The sequence below is a fragment of the Butyrivibrio hungatei NK4A153 genome, from assembly GCF_000424465.1.
GTDB classification, from domain to species: Bacteria; Bacillota; Clostridia; order Lachnospirales; family Lachnospiraceae; genus Butyrivibrio; species Butyrivibrio hungatei_A.
Genome location: NZ_KE384194.1, coordinates 166,369 through 190,233 on the forward strand (window position 1 = coordinate 166,369; position 23,865 = coordinate 190,233).

The following is a 23,865-nucleotide window of genomic DNA, read 5'->3' on the forward strand; positions in this document are numbered from 1 at the left end:
CAGTGCCCCTTTCTATACTGCAAAATTTAACTGTTTAAAAGTTTACATCAACTTTTCAAAAACTACTACCAAAATATTATTATTTTTTCTCATTTTCTTTTGAAGGGACTCTGAGTATGTCATATTTCTCCGCAGCCTCAGAAAGTTCCACATACAAAACCTGCTTGGGATGAGGGCAGGATTCCACGCTCTCTCCATCCTCGTTGTACATCGCCTTCACCGTAACTTTTACATCGGTTCCGTCAGGCTTCATGATCTCAATCTCATCTCCGACAGAGAACTTGTTTCTCTGCTCAATCTTAGCATAACCCCTGTTATCGATTTCATTCACGATTCCAAGGTAGATGTACTCATTTACATATGTATTGACATCATAGATCTGCGTCTCATCGCTGGGCTTTCCGAAATAAAAGCCTGTCGTAAATTGTCTGTATGTGCACTTAGAAATCTGCTCCTTGTACCAGGGCATGTTCTCCCTGTACTTCTCTTCGGATTCAAAGAAATCATCTATTGCTTTTCTGTATGTTCTTGCAACAGTCGCAACATATAGAGCGGTTTTCATTCTTCCCTCAATCTTGCAACTGTCAACGCCCGCATTTACAAGCTCAGGTATATGCTCTATCATGCACAGATCTTTGGAGTTAAAGATGTAAGTACCTCTGTCATTCTCATATACCGGAAGGTACTCGCCCGGTCTTTTTTCCTCAACAACGGCATACTTCCATCTGCAAGGATGCGTGCAAGCTCCGTGATTGGCATCTCTTCCTGTGAAATAGTTGGACAAAAGACATCTTCCCGAATATGAAATGCACATAGCCCCGTGAATGAAGCACTCCATCTCAAGATCCTCAGGAATCCTCTCCTTGATCTCTTTTATCTCATTAAGCGAAAGCTCTCTTGCCGCAACAACTCTCTTCGCGCCAAGATCATACCAGAAATTGTATGTCTCGTAGTTTGTGTTGTTAGCCTGAGTTGAAACGTGAATATCTATCTCGGGACAGATTTTTCTTGCCTTCATAAATATACCCGGATCCGCGATTATAAGCGCATCGGGCTTAAGTTCTTTTAACTCATGAAGGTATTTGTCAACGCCGTCAAGATCGTAGTTATGTGCCAAAATATTCACGGTGACATGAACTTTTACACCGTGTTCATGTGCAAACTCTATTCCTTCTTTCATCTCCTCGGGGCTGAAATTCTTAGCCTTAGCTCTGAGCCCAAAGGCATCGCCGCCGATATAAACGGCGTCCGCTCCAAATATTACCGCAGTTTTAAGTACTTCCAAACTGCTTGCGGGAATAAGTAATTCCGGTTTTTTCATTCTAATCTCCATACCTTTACAACTTTACAGACAGTGCCATACCGTCGCCAACTGTCAAAATAACCGTGTTTAATGCATCATTGTGTTTCAGTTCATACAGATACTCTCTCATTCTTGCATGAATGGTGCGGTCTCTTCTCGTAACGGCAAATCTTGATTCTATAACATCGCCGTCCTGAAGCACATTATCAGAAACGAGCAGACCTCCCTTATTAAGTATCCTCAGACACTCGGGTAAAAAATTTATATATTGCGCTTTAGCCGCATCCATAAAAATAAAATCATACCCTTGGGAAAGCGTTTTTAAGATCTCAGTCGCATCACCCTCCAAAAGTGTGATTTTATTGTTAGAATCGTATTTTTTGAAATTCTCTTTTGCTACGGGAATTCTTTTCTCGTATTTCTCTATGGTGGTTATCTTGGTGTCTTTACCCGAATATTCCGCCATCAAAAGTGCCGAAAAGCCAACAGCGCAGCCGACCTCAAGAATATTCTCGGGTCTTGCCTGCGCCATCAGGAACTTAAGAAGTGCCTGCGTGTCCTTCCTTATAATGGGGACATCGCCGGCCTTCGCTTCTCTTTCTAGTTCATCAAGAAATGGAGTGTTACCTCTGTCCAGCGAATTGATAAACGCTGTCATCCTATCCTGATCAATCACTCTCTTTCTCTTCTCCTTCGCTTTCTTCGGTATCTTCGCCTTCTGTTTCTACAGGCTCTTCCTCTTCCTCAGGAGCAAGATCTTCCTCTTCCTCCAATGCCTTGTTTCCGCCTGAAGACGAATCAGTTGTAGCTTCTACCCATGTCTTGCCATCCTCGCTAAGTACAAGGCCTGACATTGTCTTGAGCATATCTTCGGGAGTCATCTTAGTATTAAGCTCATATGTACCGGCTTTTTCTTTTCCTTTACAATCAGAAAACTTCTCCTGCATCTTAAAGAGTCTCTTATCTTTTATAAGACCTGCATCAGCAAGCTTCTCTGCTATAGCGCCGGCATCGTCTCCGTCTTCAATGGTAACGCTGACTGTTTCTCCGTCACCGTCTCCGTCATACACTGCTGTCTGATTAAAAAGATGATAACCGTAGTAATAAGCTGTCTTTGCGCCTCCAATTATGATAAGCGCTACTACAACTACAAAAACAATCTTTGTTGTGGAATCAAAAATTCCATATCCCAGTTTTCTTGAATTCATATAGCTATTCCCCTTAAGTGATACGACAAATAACCCGTTCGTATCAGAAATTTGTGTCCATGATTATCGGCATTATCATGGGTCTTCTCTTTGTCTTCTTCCATATGTAATCGCTGAGGACTTCTTTAACAATATTCTTAAGCTTGCCCCAGTCAGTCACTCCCTTTTCAAGAGCTTCGGTAACTTCGTCCAAAACAAGATCCGTTGCATCGTCGATCAGCTTGTCCGACTCCCTTACATATACAAATCCTCTTGAAACAATACTCGGTCCGGAAACAAGCTGGCCGCTAGCCTTATCAAGTCCGAATACTACTATTACTATACCATCCTCGGCAAGGTGCTGTCTGTCTCTGAGGACAACATTTCCAACGTCTCCGACACCAAGTCCGTCAACAAGAATTGCTCCCGCAGAAACCTTTCCTTTTACTTTAGCACTATTTTCATCAAGTTCAAGTATATCACCTGAATGCAATATGAAGATATTTTCTTTTGGTATTCCAAGTTCTTTTGCAATCTTTCTCTGTGCGATAAGATGCCTGTATTCACCGTGAACAGGGATAGAATACTTAGGCTTAACAAGCGTATAGATAAGCTTTATATCTTCCTGACACGCGTGTCCGGAAACATGTACATCCTGGAAAATTACATCAGCGCCCTTCATCTGAAGTTCATTGATTATATTTGTTACAGCTTTCTCATTTCCCGGAATCGGATGAGATGAGAAAATAACCGTATCTCCGGCACCGATAGAAATCTTTCTGTGCTGTCCGCTTGCCATTCTGCTGAGGGCAGCCATACTCTCTCCCTGACTTCCGGTTGTAATGATAACTGTCTTGTTGTCAGGATAGTTCTTGATATTATCGATATCGACAAGCGTGTCATCCGGAATCTGAAGACACTCAAGTCTCTGGGCAATATCAATAATGCTGACCATGCTTCGGCCTTCAATAACAACTTTTCTTCCGCACTTGTGTGCTGTATTTATGATCTGCTGAACTCTGTCAACGTTGGATGCGAATGTTGCGATAATTATTCTTGAATTCTCATGTTCTTCAAAAAGATTGTCAAAAGCTCTTCCGACAGTCTTCTCAGAAGCAGTAAATCCCGGTCTCTCAGCATTTGTGGAATCGCACATGATTGCCAAAACGCCCTTTTTACCAATCTCAGCAAATCTCTGAAGATCGATCGGATCTCCAAAGACGGGTGTGTAATCAACCTTGAAATCTCCGGTATGAACCACGGTTCCAGCAGGCGAATAGATTGCAAGCGCCGCTGCATCTACAATAGAATGATTTGTTCTGATGAACTCGACTCTAAACTGGCCGAGATTGATAGACTGTCCGAATTTTACAACTTTTCTTCTGGTGCTCTTAAGTAAATTATGCTCCTCGAGCTTGTGCTCGATAATTCCCATTGTAAGCCTTGTCGCATACACAGGGACATTAAGCTCATGCAAAATGTAAGGAAGCGCTCCGATGTGATCTTCGTGGCCGTGAGTGATCACAAAGCCCTTCACCTTATCGATGTTCTCCTGTAAAAAAGTAACATCGGGGATTACAAGGTCGATTCCCAACATATCGTCATCAGGGAAAGACAGACCGCAATCCACTACAATAATACTGTCTTCATATCTGAAGGCAGTGATATTCATTCCAATCTGCTCAAGACCACCCAAAGGTATGATCTGCAGTTTGGACTCGTTTTCAGTTTTTTTCTTGCTCAATAATTATTCCTCCACTTCTATGGCGGATGCGTAGAACCGGATATTAACCTTTTGCCCGTTAAATATCGAGATCTATGCCATCCTCAGAAAGCAGCTTACGAAATACACCTGCAACTGCATCCAGTTCCAAGTCGTCGTCTACAATAACATAAACCGCTTCTTCATCTTTTATATCGGAGTCGTCGCGCAAAATCAGCGCCTCTCCGTCACCATCTTCTTCATCTGTGACAAGTAAATAAGTCTTTGCACCTATCACTGTCTGCTCGAGGCAATAAAACTCTACAGCTTCACCACCGTCGGGACTAAATATAATCTTTTCCAAAATTAATCACCATTATTCTTTTCTGTTATCCAGATAATCCTGAAGGATAACTTGCGCAGCGATCATATCGACATACTCTTTTCTTTCACGACCTTTTATTCCGAGTTCGTCCATAATCTCATCGGCTGCTACTGTTGTAAGTCTTTCATCCCACATTATCACGGGGACATCGGTACGTCTTTCTATTCTATCCTTGAATTCAAGGCACAACTGCGAACGCTCAGAAGGCGTCATATCCATATTGACGGGGAGGCCCAAAACTATCTTCTCTACGCCGTAAGTGGTTATGAGTTCTTCTATGCGTGCCAGTGTTCTTCTAAGTTTGTTTTCTTCTTTCCTACGGATTATTTCTTTTCCCTGCGCAGTAAGAAGCAGCTCATCACTCAAAGCCACCCCTACAGTTCGAGATCCGTAATCAAGACCCATTATTCGCATTGATACTACTCTCTTATTATTTTCTTGCCCACTCGTTGCTCTTGATATACTCTGTAAGCATCTCTTCCACAAGTTCATCACGCTCAACCTTCATAATAAGGCTTCTTGCTCCCTTGTGGCTTGTAATATAAGTCGGATCGCCTGACATAATGTAACCTACGATCTGATTAACCGGATTGTATCCTTTCTCAAGCAGGGCATCATAAACAACCGAAAGAACTTTTTTAACACCCGTATCAGGATCAGCTTCGACTTTAAAAAACTGAGTGTTACCCAAATTCTGTTCTGCCATATTTTTATCTCCATTCATCATAAAAAATTTTATATTTTGAAGCTGCCATAAACCGGCCGCTTAAATTCTGATATTTCACTATATATCTTAATATTACACTACTGTATTCAAATAAGCAATGTATCGGTATTCAGAAATCTTCTCGGAATCACCTTGGAAATCTCACCGCTTATCGCACCATAAGCGTTTGCTTCGCTCTCGGGAACCGCAACTCTGACATACCTGTCAGTATGACCGATAACATATGTAATCTTATTTATCTCTTCGGTATCTTCCCAGAGAACCGAAAGTTCTTTGCCAATGAACCCTTCTCGGTAGCTCTTTGACTGTGCTTTTGTAAGATCCAGAAGTACATCACTTCTCTCACTCTTCTGCCTGTCAGTGAGCTGTTCCTTCATTCCGGCAGCAACCGTGCCTTTTCTCGGCGAATACTTAAAGACATGTATTTCGTAGAAGTTAATGTCTTCAACAAATTTTCTGCACTCTTCAAATTCTTCCTCTGTCTCGCCCGGAAAGCCGACAATAATATCGGTTGTTATCGCAGGATCCCCGAAAACTTCTCGAAGATACTCCACTCCGTTCTTAAAATCTGCTGCCGTATAATGCCTGTTCATTCTCTTAAGAACAGAATCAGATCCGCTCTGAAGCGAAAGATGGAAATGAGGACAGAGCTTATTAAGTGCGCCAAGTCTTTTGGCATTTTCTTTTGTTATGATCCTCGGCTCCAAAGAGCTTAATCTTACTCTCTCAAGTCCTTCGATATCATTTATCTTTTCCACAAGATCTATTACAGCCGATTGTCCTTTATCAACTCCGTATGAACTTATGTGGATTCCGGTAAGAACCACTTCTTTGCAGCCCTTCTGTACAAGTCCCTTTATCTCGGAAAGAATCTCTTCCATATCTCTGCTGCGTATTCTTCCTCTTGCATATGGAATAACACAGTAAGTACAGAACTGATTGCATCCGTCCTGAATCTTAATATACGCCCTTGTTCTTCCGGGAAGTTCGCTTAGAGTCATGTCTTCATATTCGGAAGTTTTATTTATATCTATTATGGATGTTCCGCCAAGAGTCTTGTCATCAGTCTCGTTCTTGATCTCCAAAAATTCATCAAGGATCTCGACTATCTCTGACTTCTTGTTATTACCGACCGCAAGGTCTATGCATTCATCTTTTTTGACACCTTCAATACCTGTCTCAACATAACATCCGACCGCCACGACAACAGAATCGGGGTTCTCTTTTTTTGCCTTATGAAGCATCTGCCTGGACTTTCTGTCGGCGATATTTGTGACCGTACATGTATTGATAATATAGATGTCAGCCTTCTCTCCAAAAGGCACGATTATGCCGCCCGCTTCCTTGATTTTCTGGGCCATAACATCCATTTCATAGTTATTTACTTTGCACCCAAGATTATGCAATGCAATCTTTAGGTTTCTGATGTTTTTTTGCATTGACTTTTACACTTTCTACGTTTACTATAAAGAAAAGAAGGAGGTATTTGCGCAATGAAGACCGTTAAGATTTCACTTAATTCAATCGACAAGGTAAAATCCTTCGTAAACGACATCACAAAGTTTGATTATGACTTCGATCTCGTTTCGGGAAGATATGTTATCGATGCTAAGTCTATTATGGGTATTTTTTCACTCGACCTTTCTAAGCCGATCGACCTTAATATCCACGCTGAGGACGGTGCAGACGAAGTTCTCGATATCTTAAAACCTTATTTGATCTGATAAAAAACATCAGATCCCCAAAAAAGATTATTCAGGTCATCCCTTATGGGATGACCTTTTTTTGCGCAGAGCACTTAGCGATAAGTGAGATAAGAAATCTATGATTTCTGTAATCGAACTTAGTTCTGTTGAGGCATTTATGCCGAGATCAGAACCTCATTATTACATCTCCCTTACGCACTTCACTTACTTCTCAATCACAATAACTTCATCTGTCTCAAGAGCAGTCTTCACGAGTTCATCAATCTTTTCACTGAGATTCTCTTCATGTTTTCTGATAATATCAGCCCTTGGCTTTGTAACGGGATGCTTAGCAACAAAGATCGTGCAGCAATCCTCGTATGGAAGAATAGATGTCTCATAAGCGTCAATCTTGTATGAGATATCCACAATATCCTGCTTATCAAAAGCAATAAGAGGTCTGTAAACAGGAATATCGGTAACAACTTCTCCCGTGCACATAAGACTCTGCATAGTCTGTGAAGCAACCTGTCCTATACTCTCACCTGTTACAAGTCCCATGCATCCTGAGTTCTGAGCAAGTGTATCGGCGATTCTCATCATATATCTTCTCATGATAATAGTAAGTTCATCATGAGGACACTGCTTGTAAATATACATCTGTATATCTGTAAAGTTGATGACATGAAGCTTTACTCTGCCTGTGTACTTTGCGATAACGCCTGCAAGATCGATAACTTTCTGCTTAGCCTTCTCACTTGTATAAGGAGGAGCGTTGAAATAAACAGCCTCAATATCAACACCTCTTTTTGCGATCATATATCCTGCTACAGGTGAGTCAATTCCTCCCGACAAAAGAAGCATTGCCTTTCCTGCGGTTCCAATCGGCATTCCTCCTGGTCCCGGGATAACTTCAGAAAAGATGTTGAGCTTCTCTCTGAGCTCTACATTGATAAGAATATCGGGATTATGCACGTCAACCTTCATCTCGCTGTACGCATCAAGGATCCTTGCACCGAGTTCTGCGGCAAGTTCCATAGAGTCCATGGGATAACTCTTATCAACTCTTCTTACTTTAACTTTAAATGTCTTGTTTTTTACAGGATAAACTCCGTCGACAAAATCTATTACAGCCTTCGCAACTCCGTCAACATCGGGAAGATTGTTCTCGCCGTCTCTTTCAATCGAAACCGCCGGACAGATTCCCGTAACGCCAAATACAGTCTTAAGCTGTCCGACTGTCTCATCGAAATCAAAGTCCTTGGCCTCAATGTACATTCTTCCCGCAACTCTTGAAACCTCAAACTCACCGTCACACTTTGAAAGAACTCTCTTAATCTGCTTAACGAGAGCTTCCTCAAAGATATATCTGTTTTTTCCCTTAACGCCGATCTCGGCGTATTTAATTACAAAAGCATGATACTGCATATCTTTTCCTCTTTCTTAGGACATCAATGTCTATAAAACATTCGCATATTCTCAACCTGCGAGCAAAGTGTATCAAGAAAGAAATCAATTTCCTCCTTGGTTGTCATAAGAGACATGCTTATTCTTATCGTAGATTCAAGAAGTTCTCGTTCTACTCCGACCGCAACAAGTGTATCTGACACATGCGGATTATTTGATGAGCATGCGCTTCCCGCAGATACATATATTTTCTTACTGCTAAGCATATTTAGAACCGTCTCAGCCGCAAGACCTTTTATTGAAAGGCTCACAATGTGCGGCGCCCCATCTCCACAGGAAGGTCCGTTTATCTTTATATCCGTGATTCTCTCATTGAGCGAATCTATGAGATACTTCTTAAGTTCATATAACTTCTCGATTCGATTTTTGAAATCATCATGGCACATCTTTGCCGCAAGGGCAAGTCCTGCAATTCCCGGCACATTCTCAGTTCCCGATCTCATGCCCTTTTGCTGACCGCCGCCGTAGCATATAGGCACGATCTTGGTTCCTTTTTTGATGTATAAAAATCCTACGCCCTTTGGTCCGTGTATCTTGTGACCGCTCACAGACATCAGATCTATATTCATTGCTCTGGGACGAATCTGAACCTTTCCATATGCCTGAACCGCATCAACATGAAAAACAATATCTTTGTTTATAGCTTTAATAAGCTCTCCCGCTTCCGCAACCGGTTCAATCGTTCCGATCTCGTTATTTACAAACATCATAGACACAAGAATTGTGTCTTCCCTTATTGCAGCCTTAAGATCATCAAGGCTTACCTTTCCTTCGTGATCTACAGGAAGATAAGTTATCTCAAATCCCTCTTTCTGAAGGTACTCCATTGTTACAAGTACCGCAGGATGCTCGATTGATGTTGTGATGATGTGCTTTCCGCGCCATTTATTGGCTCTCGCGGCACCTATTATCGCAAAGTTATCAGACTCTGTTCCGCCTGATGTAAAAACTATCTCATTGCTGTCAACTTTAAGCGTTGCCGCAATAGTTTCCCTCGCCTGAGCAAGTCTCTCTCCCGAAACAAGTCCCATGTGATGGACACTTGAGGGATTTCCGTATTCTTCTTTCATTACCTTGGCTACAAGATCCGCAACTTCATCAAACGCCCTTGTTGTAGCCGAGTTATCCAAATATGCTTCCATTTCTCATCCTTCTAAATGATACATAAGCCATGAAATAATCGTAAAACCTGCTGTCTCTGTCCTAAGAATTCTTTTTCCCAAAGTTATCGGAAGAACACCGTTTTCTTTTGCAATTGCCACTTCCTCTTCGGAAAATCCGCCCTCAGGTCCGATAAATACAGCAATGTTTTCACCGGGCTTAATACCCTCGATTATCTTTTTGGTTTCATCTATATGCTCTGCAAGTTCATAGGGTATGAGCTTTACATCGAGTTCTTTTGCATACTCTATTGCCTGCTTCATTGTCATCGGTTCTTTTACAGCGGGAATGACCGCTCTCTTACTCTGCTTGGCTGCCGCTTCCGCGATTGCCTGCCATCTCTTAACTTTTGACTCAGCTTTTTTTGCATCAAGCTTTACTATACACCTTTTTGTAGACATAGGTATAATCTCAAAAGCTCCGAGTTCAACAGCCTTCTGAATGATGAGCTCCATTTTGTCGACCTTAGGAAGCCCCTGGAAAAGATAGATCTTTGACGGAAGTTCATTCCCCACTTCCTCAACAAAGCAAAGCTTTCCCACAACGCTTGTCTTATTTATTTCTTCAATCTCGTAAAAGAGCTCGCGGCCGTCGTTTTCCTCTTTGATACTTACGGAAAACTGCTCACCCACTTTCATCCTAAGGACATTGGCGATGTGATTGTAATCGGATCCGACCATATCCACGCGTTTAAGATCGGGGCTCACCTGCGCGCTTTCAACAAAAAAATGATACATCAGTTTTTCCTCGATGTGATAGAAACCCAGTCTCCCTGATGATGAATCTCAAGTATCTCAAGACCCGCATCAAGATGTGCTTTTTTTACTTCTTCCTCTTTGGTATTGATGATTCCCGATGTAATATATATTCCGCCGCTCTTAAGCTGATTCAATATAACGGGAGTCAGAGGAACAAGTACATTTGCCAGTATATTCGCAACAACGATGTCATACTTATCATAGCCGACTTTATCCTGTATCTCTTTATCATCTATGATATTTCCAATCATCATCTCGAACTTATCGGGACTGATGTTGTTATTCTCCATATTCTCTTTTACCGCGGGAACTGCGCATTTATCAAGATCTGTTCCGACAGCATGCCTGGCACCGAACATAAGAGAAAGAATTGAAAGCACTCCGCTTCCCGTTCCGACATCGAGAAGTTCGGTCTCGGGAGTCACGTATTTCCTCAACATTCTGATACAAAGCTGGGTCGTCTCGTGCATTCCTGTTCCGAAAGCTGTTCCGGGATCGATATGAAGAACCATCTCTGCCTTCTCTTTGTCCTCATCCGTTTCTTTCTCCCATGAAGGAATAATGAGAACATCGTCTATATAAAACTTATGAAAGTACTGTTTCCAATTGTTGATCCAGTCAATGTCTTCCGTAACATCAACCGATATTGTTCCGTCACCGATATCTGTAAAAGCTCTGAGTTCAGCAAGCTTTTCCTTTATCTTTTCAAGCATCTCATCGGGAGTTTTCTTAACCTTTACGTACTCGCCGTTATCATCGGGATACTCAACCGTAAGCATGTCATTATCATCGATTTCCAAAAAGAAATTGAGATAAGCGATTCCCTCTTCTATACCTGTTTCTTTTTCATCAGGCTCAAGTTCCGGCGCGTCAATAAACATCTGCTCTTTATCAGATGCAGTCAAAGGTGCGTTATCCTCTATCTGCGCGCCTTCAAGACCAATGTCTTCAAGGTAACTGATTATGATATCTTCTGCCTCTTCGTTTGTACGAACTCTAAAACGCATCCATTTCATATTTTTTCACCTATATATAATTGTAAATATTTTGTGATATACGAATTGCTTCATGGCATACGCCATTCTCGCAATTCTACAGAAATTCGGAAAACGCTAATTTACTTCGTAAATTGCTATTTCCTCATTTCTGTTCGGGTCATAAAGTCGAAATGCTACTCATGCAAGCATGCACGCATTTCCGACTTATGACTCCTATATCACAAAAACTTCCGTAGCTATTTCTAACTACGGAAGTATACCATACTTTAAAACATAAGGAAAATTTATTTCCAGAATGATTTCTTCTTCTTACCACCGGGGCCGTCATTTCCGGGATCCTTGTCCTTGGAATCCATCATGCGCTCGGCCGCTGTAAGAGAATCACCTGTGAGCTCATCAAATTTCTTAAGAATGTCTTTCGCTTCTTTCGAGATTTTCTCGGGAACCTGAACAACAAGTGTTACATAGTGATCACCGCGAATTGTCTTATCTCTGAGTGAAGGAACACCTTTTCCGCGAAGTCTGACTCTTGTATCTGTCTGAGTTCCTGCCTTAACGTCATACGCAACCTTACCGTCAACGGTATCGATAAGAACCGTTCCTCCGAGAGTTGCAACCGCAAATGATACAGGAACCATAGAATAGATGTCATATCCCTCTCTCTGGAATATAGGATGATCTGAGATGATAACTTCAACAAGAAGATCTCCTCTCGGTCCGCCGTTTACTCCGGGTTCACCCTTATCACGGATTCTTACGCTCTGTCCGTTATCTATACCTGCAGGAATTGTAACCTGAATTTTCTTTCTGCTTGCGATATATCCTGTTCCGTGGCAATCTGTACACTTATCCTTGATAACCTTACCTGTTCCGCCGCACTCAGGACATGTCTGAACATTTCTTACCGTGCCAAAGAAAGACTGCTGAGTATATACGATCTGGCCTTTTCCTCCGCACTTAGGGCATGTTTGCGCTGTAGTTCCGGGCTTAGCACCTGTTCCGTGACATGTCGGGCAGGGATCTTTTATTGTAAGTTCAAGCTCTTTCTCGCAGCCAAATACAGCCTCAAGGAAAGTGATCCTTACACTGGCACGCAGATTGGCGCCCTTGGAAGGGCCGCTTCTTGCGCCGCCACGTGACCTTCCGCCCCCGAAGAAATCGCCGAATATGTCTCCGAAAATATCTCCAAAGTCAGCACCGTTAAAATCAAATCCTCCGAATCCGCCGGATCCCCCTTCGAATGCAGCATGACCGAACTGATCGTACTGTCTCTTTTTCTCAGGATCACTAAGTACAGCATACGCTTCCGAAGCTTCTTTGAACTTCTCTGCCGCAGCTGAGTCTCCGGGATTCATATCAGGATGATATTTTTTAGCAAGTACACGATATGCTTTTTTAATCTCATCATCCGAGGCACTCTTACTTACTCCGAGAACCTCATAGTAGTCACGCTTTTGCTCTGCCATAACACTCCTCAAATATCATCAAATTTTCTCTCTGTTTCGAAATGCTCCGAATAGCCAGGCGAATATTCGTCTGGCTATCAGAAACTTTATCGTAAAACTTATTATACTTCTCTGTAGTCGCCGTCAACAACGTTGTCGTTGTTATCAGCTGCATTTGAAGCTCCGCTCATGTCAGGGCCTGCGCCTGCTGCACCCATATCAGGGCCTGCACCTGCTGCCTGAGCACCTTCATACATCTTAGCAAAGAGTGCCTGAGCATCAGTCATAAGCTTCTCTTTCTGGCTCTTAAGAGCATCGATCTCGCTGTCTGAAAGTTCTTTATCCTTTGTGCTATCAAGTGTTTCCTTAAGAGTCTTGATGTCATCCTCAACTACCTGCTTCTGAGATGCATCTATCTTGTCGCCAACTTCCTGAAGAGCTTTCTCAGTCTGGAATACAAATGAATCAGCATCGTTACGCGCATCAATTCCTTCTTTACGCTTCTTATCCTGTGCTTCATATTCCTGAGCCTCCTTAACAGCCTTATCGATGTCCTCATCAGACATGTTTGATCCTGCTGTAATTGTGATGTGCTGCTCTTTTCCTGTTCCAAGATCCTTAGCAGATACGTTAACGATACCGTTTGCATCGATATCGAATGTTACCTCGATCTGAGGAACTCCTCTCATTGCCGGAGGGATTCCGTCAAGTCTGAACTGTCCGAGTGACTTATTGTCCTTAGCGAACTGTCTCTCACCCTGAAGAACGTTGATGTCAACGGCTGTCTGGTTATCAGCTGCTGTTGAGAATACCTGGCTCTTCTTTGTAGGAATAGTTGTGTTACGCTCGATAAGTCTTGTAGCAACACCACCCATTGTCTCGATTGAAAGTGAAAGAGGTGTTACGTCAAGAAGAAGGATATCGCCTGCGCCTGCATCTCCTGCGAGCTTACCACCCTGGATAGAAGCACCGATAGCTACGCACTCATCAGGGTTAAGGTTCTTTGAAGGCTCCTGGCCTGTAAGCTGCTTAACTTTCTCAACTACGCAAGGAACACGAGTTGATCCACCTACAAGGAGAACTTTTCCGATATCTGAATTTGTAAGACCTGCATCTTTCATAGCGTTCTGAACAGGGATCGCTGTTCTCTCAACAAGGTCGTGGATAAGCTCTTCAAATTTAGCTCTTGTAAGATCTACATCGAAGTGCTTAGGGCCATCAGCGCCTGCTGAAATGAAAGGAAGGTTGATATTTGTTGTTGTTGATGAAGAAAGCTCTTTCTTTGCCTTCTCTGCAGCTTCTTTAAGTCTCTGCATAGCCATCTTATCGCCTGAAAGGTCAACACCCTCTTTGCTCTTGAAGTCCTGAACCATCCAGTTGATGATAGCCTGGTCGAAGTCATCACCACCAAGGTGTGTATCACCGTTTGTAGAAAGAACTTCGATGACACCGTCACCGATCTCGATGATTGATACGTCGAATGTACCACCACCAAGGTCATAAACCATAATCTTCTGCTCTTTCTCGTTATCAAGTCCGTATGCAAGTGCAGCTGCTGTAGGCTCGTTGATGATTCTCTTAACCTCAAGACCTGCGATCTTACCTGCGTCCTTTGTAGCCTGACGCTGTGCGTCATTGAAATATGCGGGAACTGTGATTACAGCTTCTGAAACTTTTTCGCCGAGGTACTGCTCTGCATCAGCTTTGAGCTTCTGAAGGATCATAGCTGAAATCTGCTGAGGAGAGTACTTTTTTCCATCAATGGTACGACCGTTGTCTGTACCCATATCTCTCTTGATTGAAGAGATTGTATTGTCTGCATTTGTAACTGCCTGACGCTTAGCGGGTTCACCAACTATTCTCTCGCCATTCTTTGTGAAAGCAACGATTGAAGGTGTTGTTCTGGCTCCCTCTGCATTAGCGATAACAGTAGGCTTTCCGCCTTCCATAACTGCTACGCAGCTATTTGTTGTACCTAAGTCGATACCGATAATTTTACTCATTTCTACTTTTCCTCCGTTATAAAAATTGAATTATTTACGTATTGATATACAGTGATATTGATTTGTTTTTTTCTATACCACTCACTGGGTAACACCAACCATGCTGTGTCTGAGCACGGTGTCGTGGAACATATATCCCTTTTGAAGTTCCTGTGCAACAATTCCGGATTCATATTCCTCGCTTTCCACCTGCATAACCGCGTTGTGGAAGTTGGGATCGAATTCTTTTCCCACAGCTTCAATCGGGGTTACTCCAAGATCTTCCATCTGCTTCATAAGCTGTTTATAGATCTTGTTCATACCGTCTGCAAAGGCTCCGTCTTTCTCATCTTCGGGAACCGCCTGAAGTCCTCGCTCAAAATTATCTATCACAGGAAGAAGTTTCTCTAAGATACTTCCCTGCCCCTGCTCAAACATCTGAGCTTTCTCTTTGTCGGTTCTCTTTCTGAAGTTATCAAACTCTGCGACCTGTCTGATAAGTCTGTCATTGAGTTCATCTATCTTTTCCTTAAGAGGATCCTTTTTCTCTTTTTTGTTGAAAAGACCTTTTTTCTTATCGTCAGTCTCTTCTTCGGAAGTCTCTTCGTTATTCTCCTCGGAAGCTTCTTTATCCTCGGCCTCGGCTTCCTCTTTGGCAGCTTCTTCCTTCTTCTCTTTAGCTTCCTCTTCAAGCTCTTCAATGATTTCTTCGAGAACTTCCTTCTCCTGTTCGTTCACTTCCTTTGTAGGTTTATCGTGAACTTTTTTCTTATCTGTACTGCTCAATTTAACTTTGCCTCCTCATCTAGCTCTTTTTCCTATAAAGTTCGTCAAGAGCGTATCTCATATTCTTAAGTGTCGAAATAACTTTGTCGTAGTCCATTCGCTTAGGGCCGATTATTCCGACGGTACCTTTCATTCCGTCACCAAGTTCGTATGTTGCGGTAACAACGCTGCAATCCTTCATCGCCTGAACCGGAGTTTCGTTTCCGATATAGACCTGAATGCCTGTCTCTTCTTCATCAGCAGAGAGCGTGTTCTCAACGATACTGTTAAGATCTTTGGCATCCTCAAACGTGCTTATCAGCTCACTCGCTTTGGCACTGTCCGTAAGTTCCGGATACTTGAAGATGTTCATCGTTCCGCTTGTATATATCTGAAGATCGTCATCCGCCGTGATTGACTCTGCCGCAGCATCAATGACGTTTCCTATGATCTCACTGTGTATTCCGGCTTCCTGCTTAACCGCCGCTATAAGTCCGAGGTTAATATCTTCAACCGCAAGTCCGTCCAGTCTGGTATTAAGCAAAATGTTGAGTTTCAACATCGTGGCGTCATCAAGCATTTCCTCGACGTTTATAATCTTGTTCTTGATGACATTGCCCTCTATTACTATGGTTGCAAGAAGATGTTCTTCATCAACCTTGGATATCTGTATGAATTTAAGTTTGTTCTTCCTGATCTGAGGCGCCGAGATCATTGTCGCATAGTTGGTATCAACAGCCAGTGTCTTGGCAACCTTCTTAAGAAGTGTCTCAAGCTTCTCTTCTTTATCGAGAAGCATCTCTTTCATGTTCTCTACTTCCTGCTCTTTGTCTCGAAGCATCTCATCTACATAGACGCGGTAACCCTGATCTGAAGGAATACGTCCCGCCGATGTATGCGGCTGGATGATAAGCCCCATCTCTTCGAGGTCCGCCATCTCATTTCTTATAGTAGCTGAACTAAGATTAAGATCCGTATACTTGGAAATTGTACGGCTTCCTACAGGTTCGCCTGTCTCAAGGTAATTTCTGACTATCGCATGAAGTATTTTTCTTTTTCTCTCGTCTAATTCCAAAGTGTCCACCTTCCTATGTATTCACCGGTTAAATTCATTGGACGGTAACTGTTTTCTTATGTGTTAGCACTCACTTGGCTTGAGTGCTAACATCTTCTGTATCATAAATTATCACTCCGGACCATTAATGTCAACATACCTTTTCTAAAAAGTATATAAAGTGGTGGCTTACATGACGCTGGGACTTGAAGGCATATGTTCAAAAATGCTTGTGTTCGGCTGCGCAGTGATTTTCATAATTTTCCAAGAAACGGGAATGCCTCCTTTCGACGTTGCTCAGAGAAGTCGGCATTCCCGTTTCTTGGAAAATTTGAAAATCATCTTGCTCGTCCGAGATCTGCACATTTTCGAACATATGCCTTCAAGTCCCGGCTGGTTATGGAAAACCACTACTAAATAAAGTGCTTCTTTATAGTATATGATATCTTAGATGAAACTACAGAAATCCGCACTTGCTGCAGATTTCGTGAAAAAGTGATTCAAGAGTCAACCAAGCCCCATCGACGAAGTCGATTTTAATTGGCTTGGTTGATGCATTCTTGAACTTCATGTTCAAGAATGTATAGATTCCTGAACGACATAATTTGAAATAATGATTAGACCATGCTTTCCAGAAGGTTGGGAATTACTTGGATTTTCTTTTTTATAAGAAATTCACTTAATACAAAAAGGGTTATCATGTAGGTTATGGCAAGGTGGCTAAGTCCCCTGTAAAAAAGAGCGTGTTCGAAACCATACCAAGGGTTGAGCCAGGAAATTCCCAGCGGGTTAAGGATGCTGGCAAAGATGGTCGCTATGACTGATATCAGCATTGAGCAGAGGCGGCTTTTGAACAATATTATTATCAAGCCAACGATATTTATCAGTGAAAAAATAGTCAGCACCGAGAGAGCGAGCCACTTCCACTCTTTTAGCAGAGTAAGCAAAGGATTTCCGCCTTTTAGGGCAACAAATATCATGGTTATCGCAGTTGCCAATATGAAATAAAAAAGATTTATAAGTCTGACAGTCAAAAGTTTCATCGTATAGATCTTATTTATTGAAATATTAGTGAAATAAGAATTTGCGATTCCACAATTTGTCTCTTCTATAGAGAAGCTCTCCGAAACCACAACTGATATAAATATAGGGAAAATAAGGGTCGAAAAAAGATCCATCGCAGTAACATGTATGATATCGCATGTTACTTCTTTTACCATGAGCCCCAAATATCCCTGAAACAAAACAGACAGGATTGTCAGAACAGCTCCGATTACGAGTATCCCGGAACCTTTAATTTTTCTTAGTTCAAATCTTAAATAATCCATGTTCCCTCCTATGAGTAGAACTTTTTCCCGCTTATATATACAAAAGTAGCGCCGATTGCAACATTCAGCAATGCAGCTGTAGCAAGGAACTTTACATTATATACATTTCCGGATTCAAATGCGTACGTTCCGGCAACTGCCCCAATGTAATTTGCAATATGCACGATTTTTCTGATCGATCCGAGGATGTAGATAAGCAGAAGTCCTGACACAACAGCTATGGGGAAATTTTTGACATATAGTTGAATACAGTATTGAAGTATATAACAGAATGCATTTATGAAAAAAACTATGATCAGAACACTTCCAAGCATTCTGAAATCTATATCTGCGCGAATTAAGAGCTTTGAAATCGGAATGTATAAAACAATAGAAAAAAGTATGTAGATGCTCTGATACAGCATAAATACGATGAATTTGGCTACAACAAGTTTCTTGCCGTCAAACAGTTTTATCATCAGAAGATCCCAAGTATCATTTATATATTCTTTTGTCAAAATCATGTATCCGACAAACATCGCGCAAAAGAGCCCAACAAGCGTATTTATACCGATGAAAAAATATAGATTCACTCCGTTTTTTCCGTATAATGCAAGTACATCCTCGTTAGTCACATCAAACTTGCATAAGACCGCTACCATCAAGTTACATAACACCGCAAAGCCGGTTATCACATATGGTACGCACTTGTCAGCCTGTATCTTTTTTATTTCTTCTCTTATAAGACACTGCATACGCCACCTCTTTCTTTTCCGGTAAGCGCCAGATATATGTTTTCAAGGCTGTTGTTTGGCGACACCTCATATACTTCAACATTTGCATCAATAAGAAGTTTTAACAATGCAGGTATTTTTTCTTTTGCCATCTCCATAAAGAATGCATCATTTTTTCTTACATATGTCAGTCCAATCTTGCCAAAAAGCTCCGCTGCTTTTTCAGAATCATTTGTCCTTATACAATATTCCAGTCCTTCAGTTTCATAGAGTTCTTCAATGCTTCCTTCAAATATCTTTTTTCCTCTGTCGATGATACAAATTCTGTCTGAAAGCTTCTCAATCTCGGCAATGTTATGACTGGAAATAAAAATCGTACATCCGCTTTGATGCGCCAACTCTCCCAGCATCTCTCTAATCTCAAATATTCCTTTGGGGTCGAGCCCGTTAGTCGGCTCATCAAGAATAAGTACCTTGGGATTATTCAGAAAGGCAATGGCAAGCCCAAGTCTTTGCTTCATTCCAAAAGAAAACTTAGAAACCTTTTTGTTGCCCACGCCGTCAAGTCCCACAAGCTTAAGAACCCTGTCTGCTTCTTCAACAGTTTTCCCAAGTATTCGTTGAAGATATGCAAGATTTTCTCTTGCCGTCAGATTGGGATAGTAATTGGGCTTACTGATAAACACGCCTACATCCTGCATTATACTGCTATCCAGATGTTTCATTTCTTTTCCGTTGTATCTGACGATGCCTAAATCAGGCTTTAAAAGTCCAACCATCATCTTCATGGTCGTTGTTTTACCGGCACCGTTTGCACCTATGAAACCATATATCTTACCTTCCGGAATCTTAAGAGACAAATTATTTACCGCAATTTGATCTCCAAATCTTTTAGTCAAGTTCTCTATAGTGATTTCCATATTTTTCCTTTTTATTCACTGTCATCCGATGCCGCGTCGGGATCATACTCAAGTATGTCTCCCGGCTGGCAGTTTAAAGTTTCACATATTGCTTCGAGTGTTGAAAATCTGATAGCACTGATCTTTCCTGTTTTTATCTTGGATAGATTTACATTTGATACGCCAACTTTTGCAGACAGTTCGTTCAGAGACATTTTTCTGTCAGCCATGACGCGGTCTAATCTAAGTATAATTTTACCCATATCAATTACCTCACATTTCCGGAATTATAAAGTTTCATCGGATTCTTTCTGAAGAACATAACCGTAATCAAGGATGCAATATATGCTCCAGAATACAACTCCTGCAAGAGCTGCAGCTCCGAGACCTACTGCAAAGAATGTGTAAACAGTAATTATGATAAATGCTGTCTTGAGTTTCTTCATAACATCTCCGCTAAAAGGTGAATCACTATTTTCAATGAGCTTAAATACTTTCATTATTATGATGAAGATTCCGGCAAGGATAGCAATTGTAACAGCTGTAGAAAAGAAAGTTACCGCAAGTGCTTCCGCAGCCATACCCTTATACATAAGAATTCCCACAACGTTAAACATTCCTAAGATGCCATGTTTTCCCATATCTTCAACCTGCTCAAGACTAAAGAGTTCAGTTCCGTTCTCACTGAATACATGTGCTACTACTTTTCCGCTCACTTCTTCAGTTTTTATACTACTATTGATATTGTTCTTACAGGCAAGCATCACTATACCGCCAACAAGCATCACTACAGCAATCACAGCCATAAGAATTCCAAGTACTTTTGCAACTTTTCCGGTTGTACTGCAGCTCTTCTTTACATTAGCAAGTTTAATTTCCTGTTCTCTCATTTTTATTCTCCCATCTGCGAATCCCTATGTTCGCGCTCAATTATTATTTGTTGTCTTATTCCGGCGCATGGCCGTTTTTCATTCTTGTTGTTTGTTCTTATTTATTTTCTTATTTCGTTTGTGAAAGCAACTTTTTTCTTTAACCTCTTTTGGCAACTTCATGTGCGTTCACGTTTGTATCTAACTTCAAATTATCTTGATTGAATTTTCTCGAGAATTTATGAACTTTCCATCACCGCGTCCGGTTATTTCCTGTTCATGAGTATAATATAGCATCCCGTTTTATACCTGTCAATAACTTTTTAATGATAAACATTAAATATTTATCTTGTTTGTTTTATTTTTTATCGTAAAAAGCAGCAAGAGTGGCAAAAAGGCTATATCTTGCAATTCAATTACAAAGCTTGTTATATCTTTATCTTCGAAGAAAAAGCTTTGTGATACAAATAGGCTCTTTCGCCCCTCCGTTACTCAGATTCTCTTACACACTTTATACCCGTAAAATCCATCTCACATCCATTTGTTTCTACGTGTATAAATTAATTTCCGGATTCTATACCCGTAGAACCACTCCCTTATTCGCTTATTCTTACGTGTACATGTCAATTACGGGATTCTATGCCCGTAAAGCCTTTCCTACAATCGCTTATCTCTACGTGTACAAGCTCAGTTCTGCCATTCGTCTCGCGTAAAGATCTCCTAGTGCTGCTGTCATCAAATACTTCGACCTTTTTACGAAGAAGAAATTGTCATTCTGCTAGGCGGAGGAATGAGCCGTACCGGGCGGTACGGCTATTGACGACAACAACGTAGATGACAATTTAGACAAGTAATAAAGTCGGCTTATTTGGTGACATCAGCACTAGGCTATACTCTTAAAAACGAACGCAAGATGAACAGATTGCACATTCAGCAGACGTAAAATAAAAACGTAAAACAAAAGAATAAAAAATATTTTTAAATGAACAAACCATATTGACATAAGGTCATGTTTCGAGTTATAGTCTTCTTCGGTTTTCATCAAACCGATTCTAATATTTCAACGCGGCAATAATTTCATCGTCGCATTTTCCAATTTATAACCAGTGTTTACATGAAAAAAAAAGAATAATGGTGGTACTATGCAAGATTTAAAAGAAGATATGAAAGCACAACTAAAGGAACTTGACGAGCTCATCTCAAAATCCAACAAAAACCTACTTAAACTGAAGAATATACCCGATCGAGGAATTGTTGTCAGCAAGAGTAACGGTTATGATCAGTATTATTGGGTTGACAGAGTTTCAGGAAAACGAACATATGCAAAAGCCGACGAACTCAATATTCTCAGGAACGTTGCGCAACAAAAATATGAGCATGCTGTTTCAACTAAGCTTAACAATCTAAAAAAAGAACTTGATAAATTTCTAAAAGCGTATGATATTTCCGAAATCAACAACGTCTATACACATATGTCAAAGGCCAGACAACTACTCGTATCACCTATTATTGATACAGAAGAAATATTTGTAAAAAAGTGGGAATCTGTTTCCTACGAAAGCTCAGAATTCATGAAGGATTTTGAATTTTACTCAGGTAAGGGTATTAAAGTACGTTCCAAATCTGAACTTATCATAGCCAATACATTAGAACAATGTGGTGTTCCTTATCGCTATGAATATCCTTTATATCTGAAAGGGATAGGAACAGTATACCCGGATTTTACATGCCTTAATATAAATAAGAGAAAAGAGATAGTATGGGAACATTTCGGAATGATGGATAATATTGCTTACTCCAACAAAAATATAGCTAAGATCCAAGCGTACAATCAAAACGGATTCTTCCCAGGCAAAAACATGATTATGACATTTGAAACCTCTCAAAATGCTATAAGCTCAAATATAATCCAAAATATGATTAAAGAATTTTTGCAATAAACCTTTAACTCATACTCGCTTCGATAAGCTCCATCCCCGCATAACAGAGAGCATCAAAGATGTAAGCAAGATTTCGCCGCTAAAGCTAAATTTCCTATGATAAAAAAAAGAAGCAACAACCGGATTACTCCGATCATTGCTCCTCTATTTCTTTTCTCACAGGCTGATGACAGCCGTCATGCACTTCTCATCAGATATCGATGTCACCTGAAATCTTGTCATCAACTACATAGTAAGCCTTATCTTCCTGAGGCTTAACGTAGATGCTGAGCTTCTTAACCTTTGAAGGATCGCCCTTAAGGTCGTACTGATAGTTATCCAAAGATTTCTGAACAAGCTCTTCGTTCGAGATGTGCTTGTATGAATACTGAATCTCGATCATTACATTAGGCTTTGTAGCTGCTTTTCTTGTTGTAGTCTTCTTTGCAGTTGTTTTCTTAGCAGTAGCCTTCTTTGTAGTAGTTTTCTTTGCAGCAGTCTTTGTAGCTGTTGCCTTCTTAGCTGTACTAGCAGCTTTCTTGGTAGTTGTCTTCTTGGCTGTTGCTTTCTTGGTTGTAGTCTTCTTTGCAGTAGCCTTCTTTGCCGGTGCTTTCTTTGTCTCGGCAGTTGTAGTCTTTACTTCCGGTGTTTTAACTTCTGTAATAAAAGTAGGGTTCTTGATAGTTGCAACAGGTTTTACAACTGCTTCCGCCTTCTTAATCTCTGCCATTTTTCGTTATCCTCCTCAAAATCGCAAATGATCCATGAAACTCGTTAAAACAATAAAGTGATTACGAAATAAAGTTTACCACCAATAAACTGCATTGTCAAAGCATCTACAGATAATTGCCCTTTATATCATCCCAATTTATCTAGTGTAGCTTCATATGCCGATATCAAAGTGGCTGAAAAAAGCAATCCCGCGCATATGTCACTGAACCAATGCACACCTGCCAACACTCTTCCGACAACACCTATGAACATTACCGCACAGGCGAAGACTTTAAGAACTGTCACAAGATTTTCGTCATCATAAAATCTTTCTCTCCATGCAGCGATAGCTGTTCCCATGATTGTGCAGATCATAAGCACATGTGTTGACGGGAATGACGCCTCAAGTTCAACTTCGTCGGGTAAAAGAACCGGTCTGTAGTTGAAAGGGACTTTATCAAAAAGCACATACATGATAACAAGTATCACATACAAAAATCCCATTATAAGAATATCTTTATCAATCTCGGCAAGAGTTCTTTTTTCTTTTACAAGCTGAAGAAAACCTGTTGCCGCAAAATATACCGCTGTAAGAATAGCGATCATCAGCATCAGGTCGGTTATCTTATCCCACATGGGATTGTAAGAGATAAGGTCGAGAACCACCTTGTTGATCGCGGAAAAACCAACACTGGTGCCCTCCGGACCAATAGCCTGCTTGTCAACAAAAGTCACAAGCACCGTATATATAATCGAAATAATAAACAATAATATTGTCTTCCCGTAGCCTCTTTTTTTCATGGCACC

General features: G+C 41.1%; 25 protein-coding genes. 2 read left to right on the forward strand and 23 right to left on the reverse strand.

The window, feature by feature from the left end; genetic code table 11:
* Nucleotides 1-79: 79 nt before the first annotated feature.
* The 8 genes from G628_RS0111545 to mtaB all read right to left on the reverse strand — a co-directional run bounded on the left by G628_RS0111545 (nt 80) and on the right by mtaB (nt 6,743).
* Nucleotides 80-1,321 carry a peptidase U32 family protein gene (locus G628_RS0111545; RefSeq protein WP_026656578.1) on the reverse strand — a complete coding sequence of 414 codons (1,242 nt, stop codon included), beginning with the start codon at nt 1,319-1,321 and terminating at the stop codon, nt 80-82.
* Between the two features lie 16 nt (nt 1,322-1,337).
* Nucleotides 1,338-1,979 (reverse strand): O-methyltransferase, encoded by a 642-nt coding sequence (locus tag G628_RS0111550; protein WP_026656577.1) that lies wholly within the window; start codon nt 1,977-1,979, stop codon nt 1,338-1,340.
* Nucleotides 1,972-2,511, reverse strand: coding sequence for an endolytic transglycosylase MltG (locus G628_RS18240; RefSeq protein WP_051199176.1), 540 nt, complete (start codon nt 2,509-2,511; stop codon nt 1,972-1,974). Before G628_RS18240 ends, G628_RS0111550 begins: the two co-directional genes overlap by 8 nt.
* A gap of 43 nt (nt 2,512-2,554) precedes the next feature.
* The gene (locus G628_RS0111560; protein WP_026656576.1) at nt 2,555-4,234 is read right to left on the reverse strand and encodes a ribonuclease J; all 1,680 of its coding nucleotides are present in this window, start codon (nt 4,232-4,234) and stop codon (nt 2,555-2,557) included.
* 58 nt (nt 4,235-4,292) lie between these two features.
* A complete protein-coding gene (locus tag G628_RS0111565; protein WP_026514412.1) occupies nt 4,293-4,556 on the reverse strand; it encodes a DUF1292 domain-containing protein in 264 nt (87 codons plus the stop codon).
* A 12-nt stretch (nt 4,557-4,568) separates the two neighbouring features.
* The gene (ruvX, locus tag G628_RS0111570) at nt 4,569-4,991 is read right to left on the reverse strand and encodes a Holliday junction resolvase RuvX (RefSeq protein WP_026656575.1); all 423 of its coding nucleotides are present in this window, start codon (nt 4,989-4,991) and stop codon (nt 4,569-4,571) included.
* A 16-nt stretch (nt 4,992-5,007) separates the two neighbouring features.
* Nucleotides 5,008-5,283, reverse strand: a complete 276-nt coding sequence (locus tag G628_RS0111575) for an IreB family regulatory phosphoprotein (RefSeq protein WP_026668302.1) — start codon at nt 5,281-5,283, stop codon at nt 5,008-5,010.
* Nucleotides 5,284-5,390: 107 nt separating this feature from the next.
* Nucleotides 5,391-6,743 carry a tRNA (N(6)-L-threonylcarbamoyladenosine(37)-C(2))-methylthiotransferase MtaB gene (mtaB, locus tag G628_RS0111580; protein WP_027209205.1) on the reverse strand — a complete coding sequence of 451 codons (1,353 nt, stop codon included), beginning with the start codon at nt 6,741-6,743 and terminating at the stop codon, nt 5,391-5,393.
* A 54-nt stretch (nt 6,744-6,797) separates the two neighbouring features.
* Between mtaB and G628_RS0111585 the strand changes: the two genes are divergently transcribed.
* On the forward strand, nt 6,798-7,028 hold the full coding sequence (locus G628_RS0111585; protein ID WP_026656571.1) for an HPr family phosphocarrier protein: 231 nt from the start codon (nt 6,798-6,800) through the stop codon (nt 7,026-7,028).
* A 186-nt stretch (nt 7,029-7,214) separates the two neighbouring features.
* On the opposite strand, the gene thiI is transcribed toward G628_RS0111585, so the two are convergent.
* From thiI to G628_RS0111655, 13 genes are all read right to left on the reverse strand, one after another.
* The gene (gene thiI / locus G628_RS0111590; RefSeq protein WP_026656570.1) at nt 7,215-8,417 is read right to left on the reverse strand and encodes a tRNA uracil 4-sulfurtransferase ThiI; all 1,203 of its coding nucleotides are present in this window, start codon (nt 8,415-8,417) and stop codon (nt 7,215-7,217) included.
* 23 nt (nt 8,418-8,440) lie between these two features.
* Nucleotides 8,441-9,598 (reverse strand): cysteine desulfurase family protein, encoded by a 1,158-nt coding sequence (locus G628_RS0111595; RefSeq protein ID WP_026668301.1) that lies wholly within the window; start codon nt 9,596-9,598, stop codon nt 8,441-8,443.
* 3 nt (nt 9,599-9,601) lie between these two features.
* A complete protein-coding gene (locus G628_RS0111600; protein WP_027209206.1) occupies nt 9,602-10,354 on the reverse strand; it encodes an RsmE family RNA methyltransferase in 753 nt (250 codons plus the stop codon).
* Nucleotides 10,354-11,391, reverse strand: a complete 1,038-nt coding sequence (prmA, locus tag G628_RS0111605) for a 50S ribosomal protein L11 methyltransferase (protein ID WP_027209207.1) — start codon at nt 11,389-11,391, stop codon at nt 10,354-10,356. The genes G628_RS0111600 and prmA overlap by 1 nt, the downstream gene beginning before the upstream one ends.
* Before the next feature lie 266 nt (nt 11,392-11,657).
* Nucleotides 11,658-12,839, reverse strand: a complete 1,182-nt coding sequence (gene dnaJ, locus G628_RS0111610) for a molecular chaperone DnaJ (protein ID WP_026656566.1) — start codon at nt 12,837-12,839, stop codon at nt 11,658-11,660.
* 101 nt (nt 12,840-12,940) lie between these two features.
* Complete coding sequence (gene dnaK / locus G628_RS0111615; RefSeq protein ID WP_027209208.1) at nt 12,941-14,821, reverse strand: molecular chaperone DnaK; 1,881 nt, start codon at nt 14,819-14,821, stop codon at nt 12,941-12,943.
* Between the two features lie 81 nt (nt 14,822-14,902).
* Nucleotides 14,903-15,586 carry a nucleotide exchange factor GrpE gene (gene grpE, locus G628_RS0111620; protein WP_242827221.1) on the reverse strand — a complete coding sequence of 228 codons (684 nt, stop codon included), beginning with the start codon at nt 15,584-15,586 and terminating at the stop codon, nt 14,903-14,905.
* A gap of 19 nt (nt 15,587-15,605) precedes the next feature.
* The gene (gene hrcA, locus G628_RS0111625; RefSeq protein ID WP_026656564.1) at nt 15,606-16,640 is read right to left on the reverse strand and encodes a heat-inducible transcriptional repressor HrcA; all 1,035 of its coding nucleotides are present in this window, start codon (nt 16,638-16,640) and stop codon (nt 15,606-15,608) included.
* Between the two features lie 596 nt (nt 16,641-17,236).
* Nucleotides 17,237-17,947, reverse strand: a complete 711-nt coding sequence (locus tag G628_RS0111635) for an ABC transporter permease (RefSeq protein WP_027209210.1) — start codon at nt 17,945-17,947, stop codon at nt 17,237-17,239.
* Between the two features lie 8 nt (nt 17,948-17,955).
* Entirely contained in the window at nt 17,956-18,681 is a 726-nt protein-coding gene (locus G628_RS0111640) for an ABC transporter permease (RefSeq protein WP_027209211.1), read from the reverse strand.
* A complete protein-coding gene (locus tag G628_RS0111645; RefSeq protein ID WP_242827222.1) occupies nt 18,666-19,559 on the reverse strand; it encodes an ABC transporter ATP-binding protein in 894 nt (297 codons plus the stop codon). The genes G628_RS0111640 and G628_RS0111645 overlap by 16 nt, the downstream gene beginning before the upstream one ends.
* A gap of 32 nt (nt 19,560-19,591) precedes the next feature.
* Nucleotides 19,592-19,822: a helix-turn-helix domain-containing protein gene (locus G628_RS0111650; RefSeq protein ID WP_026668292.1), complete on the reverse strand. Its 231-nt coding sequence runs from the start codon at nt 19,820-19,822 to the stop codon at nt 19,592-19,594.
* Nucleotides 19,823-19,846: 24 nt separating this feature from the next.
* Complete coding sequence (locus G628_RS0111655; protein ID WP_027209213.1) at nt 19,847-20,449, reverse strand: hypothetical protein; 603 nt, start codon at nt 20,447-20,449, stop codon at nt 19,847-19,849.
* A gap of 1,121 nt (nt 20,450-21,570) precedes the next feature.
* On the opposite strand from G628_RS0111655, the gene G628_RS0111660 reads away from it, so the two are divergent.
* Nucleotides 21,571-22,368: a hypothetical protein gene (locus tag G628_RS0111660; RefSeq protein WP_027209214.1), complete on the forward strand. Its 798-nt coding sequence runs from the start codon at nt 21,571-21,573 to the stop codon at nt 22,366-22,368.
* 190 nt (nt 22,369-22,558) lie between these two features.
* Here G628_RS0111660 and G628_RS18995 read toward each other — a convergent pair whose 3' ends face one another.
* Nucleotides 22,559-23,077 (reverse strand): DUF6465 family protein, encoded by a 519-nt coding sequence (locus tag G628_RS18995; protein ID WP_051199177.1) that lies wholly within the window; start codon nt 23,075-23,077, stop codon nt 22,559-22,561.
* A 128-nt stretch (nt 23,078-23,205) separates the two neighbouring features.
* Nucleotides 23,206-23,859 (reverse strand): phosphatase PAP2 family protein, encoded by a 654-nt coding sequence (locus tag G628_RS17330; RefSeq protein WP_051199178.1) that lies wholly within the window; start codon nt 23,857-23,859, stop codon nt 23,206-23,208.
* Nucleotides 23,860-23,865 lie beyond the last annotated feature (6 nt).

Coding starts and splice junctions, on each gene's coding strand:
- thiI (WP_026656570.1), bottom strand. CDS start 8,417: ATGCAGTATCATGCTTTTGTAATTAAATACGCCGAGATCGGCGTTAAG.
- G628_RS0111660 (WP_027209214.1), top strand. CDS start 21,571: ATGCAAGATTTAAAAGAAGATATGAAAGCACAACTAAAGGAACTTGAC.
- G628_RS0111600 (WP_027209206.1), bottom strand. CDS start 10,354: ATGTATCATTTTTTTGTTGAAAGCGCGCAGGTGAGCCCCGATCTTAAA.
- dnaJ (WP_026656566.1), bottom strand. CDS start 12,839: ATGGCAGAGCAAAAGCGTGACTACTATGAGGTTCTCGGAGTAAGTAAG.
- ruvX (WP_026656575.1), bottom strand. CDS start 4,991: ATGCGAATAATGGGTCTTGATTACGGATCTCGAACTGTAGGGGTGGCT.
- G628_RS0111640 (WP_027209211.1), bottom strand. CDS start 18,681: ATGCAGTGTCTTATAAGAGAAGAAATAAAAAAGATACAGGCTGACAAG.
- G628_RS0111595 (WP_026668301.1), bottom strand. CDS start 9,598: ATGGAAGCATATTTGGATAACTCGGCTACAACAAGGGCGTTTGATGAA.
- G628_RS18995 (WP_051199177.1), bottom strand. CDS start 23,077: ATGGCAGAGATTAAGAAGGCGGAAGCAGTTGTAAAACCTGTTGCAACT.
- G628_RS0111575 (WP_026668302.1), bottom strand. CDS start 5,283: ATGGCAGAACAGAATTTGGGTAACACTCAGTTTTTTAAAGTCGAAGCT.
- G628_RS0111585 (WP_026656571.1), top strand. CDS start 6,798: ATGAAGACCGTTAAGATTTCACTTAATTCAATCGACAAGGTAAAATCC.
- G628_RS18240 (WP_051199176.1), bottom strand. CDS start 2,511: ATGAATTCAAGAAAACTGGGATATGGAATTTTTGATTCCACAACAAAG.
- dnaK (WP_027209208.1), bottom strand. CDS start 14,821: ATGAGTAAAATTATCGGTATCGACTTAGGTACAACAAATAGCTGCGTA.
- mtaB (WP_027209205.1), bottom strand. CDS start 6,743: ATGCAAAAAAACATCAGAAACCTAAAGATTGCATTGCATAATCTTGGG.
- G628_RS0111635 (WP_027209210.1), bottom strand. CDS start 17,947: ATGGATTATTTAAGATTTGAACTAAGAAAAATTAAAGGTTCCGGGATA.
- G628_RS17330 (WP_051199178.1), bottom strand. CDS start 23,859: ATGAAAAAAAGAGGCTACGGGAAGACAATATTATTGTTTATTATTTCG.
- G628_RS0111655 (WP_027209213.1), bottom strand. CDS start 20,449: ATGAGAGAACAGGAAATTAAACTTGCTAATGTAAAGAAGAGCTGCAGT.
- G628_RS0111650 (WP_026668292.1), bottom strand. CDS start 19,822: ATGGGTAAAATTATACTTAGATTAGACCGCGTCATGGCTGACAGAAAA.
- prmA (WP_027209207.1), bottom strand. CDS start 11,391: ATGAAATGGATGCGTTTTAGAGTTCGTACAAACGAAGAGGCAGAAGAT.
- G628_RS0111545 (WP_026656578.1), bottom strand. CDS start 1,321: ATGAAAAAACCGGAATTACTTATTCCCGCAAGCAGTTTGGAAGTACTT.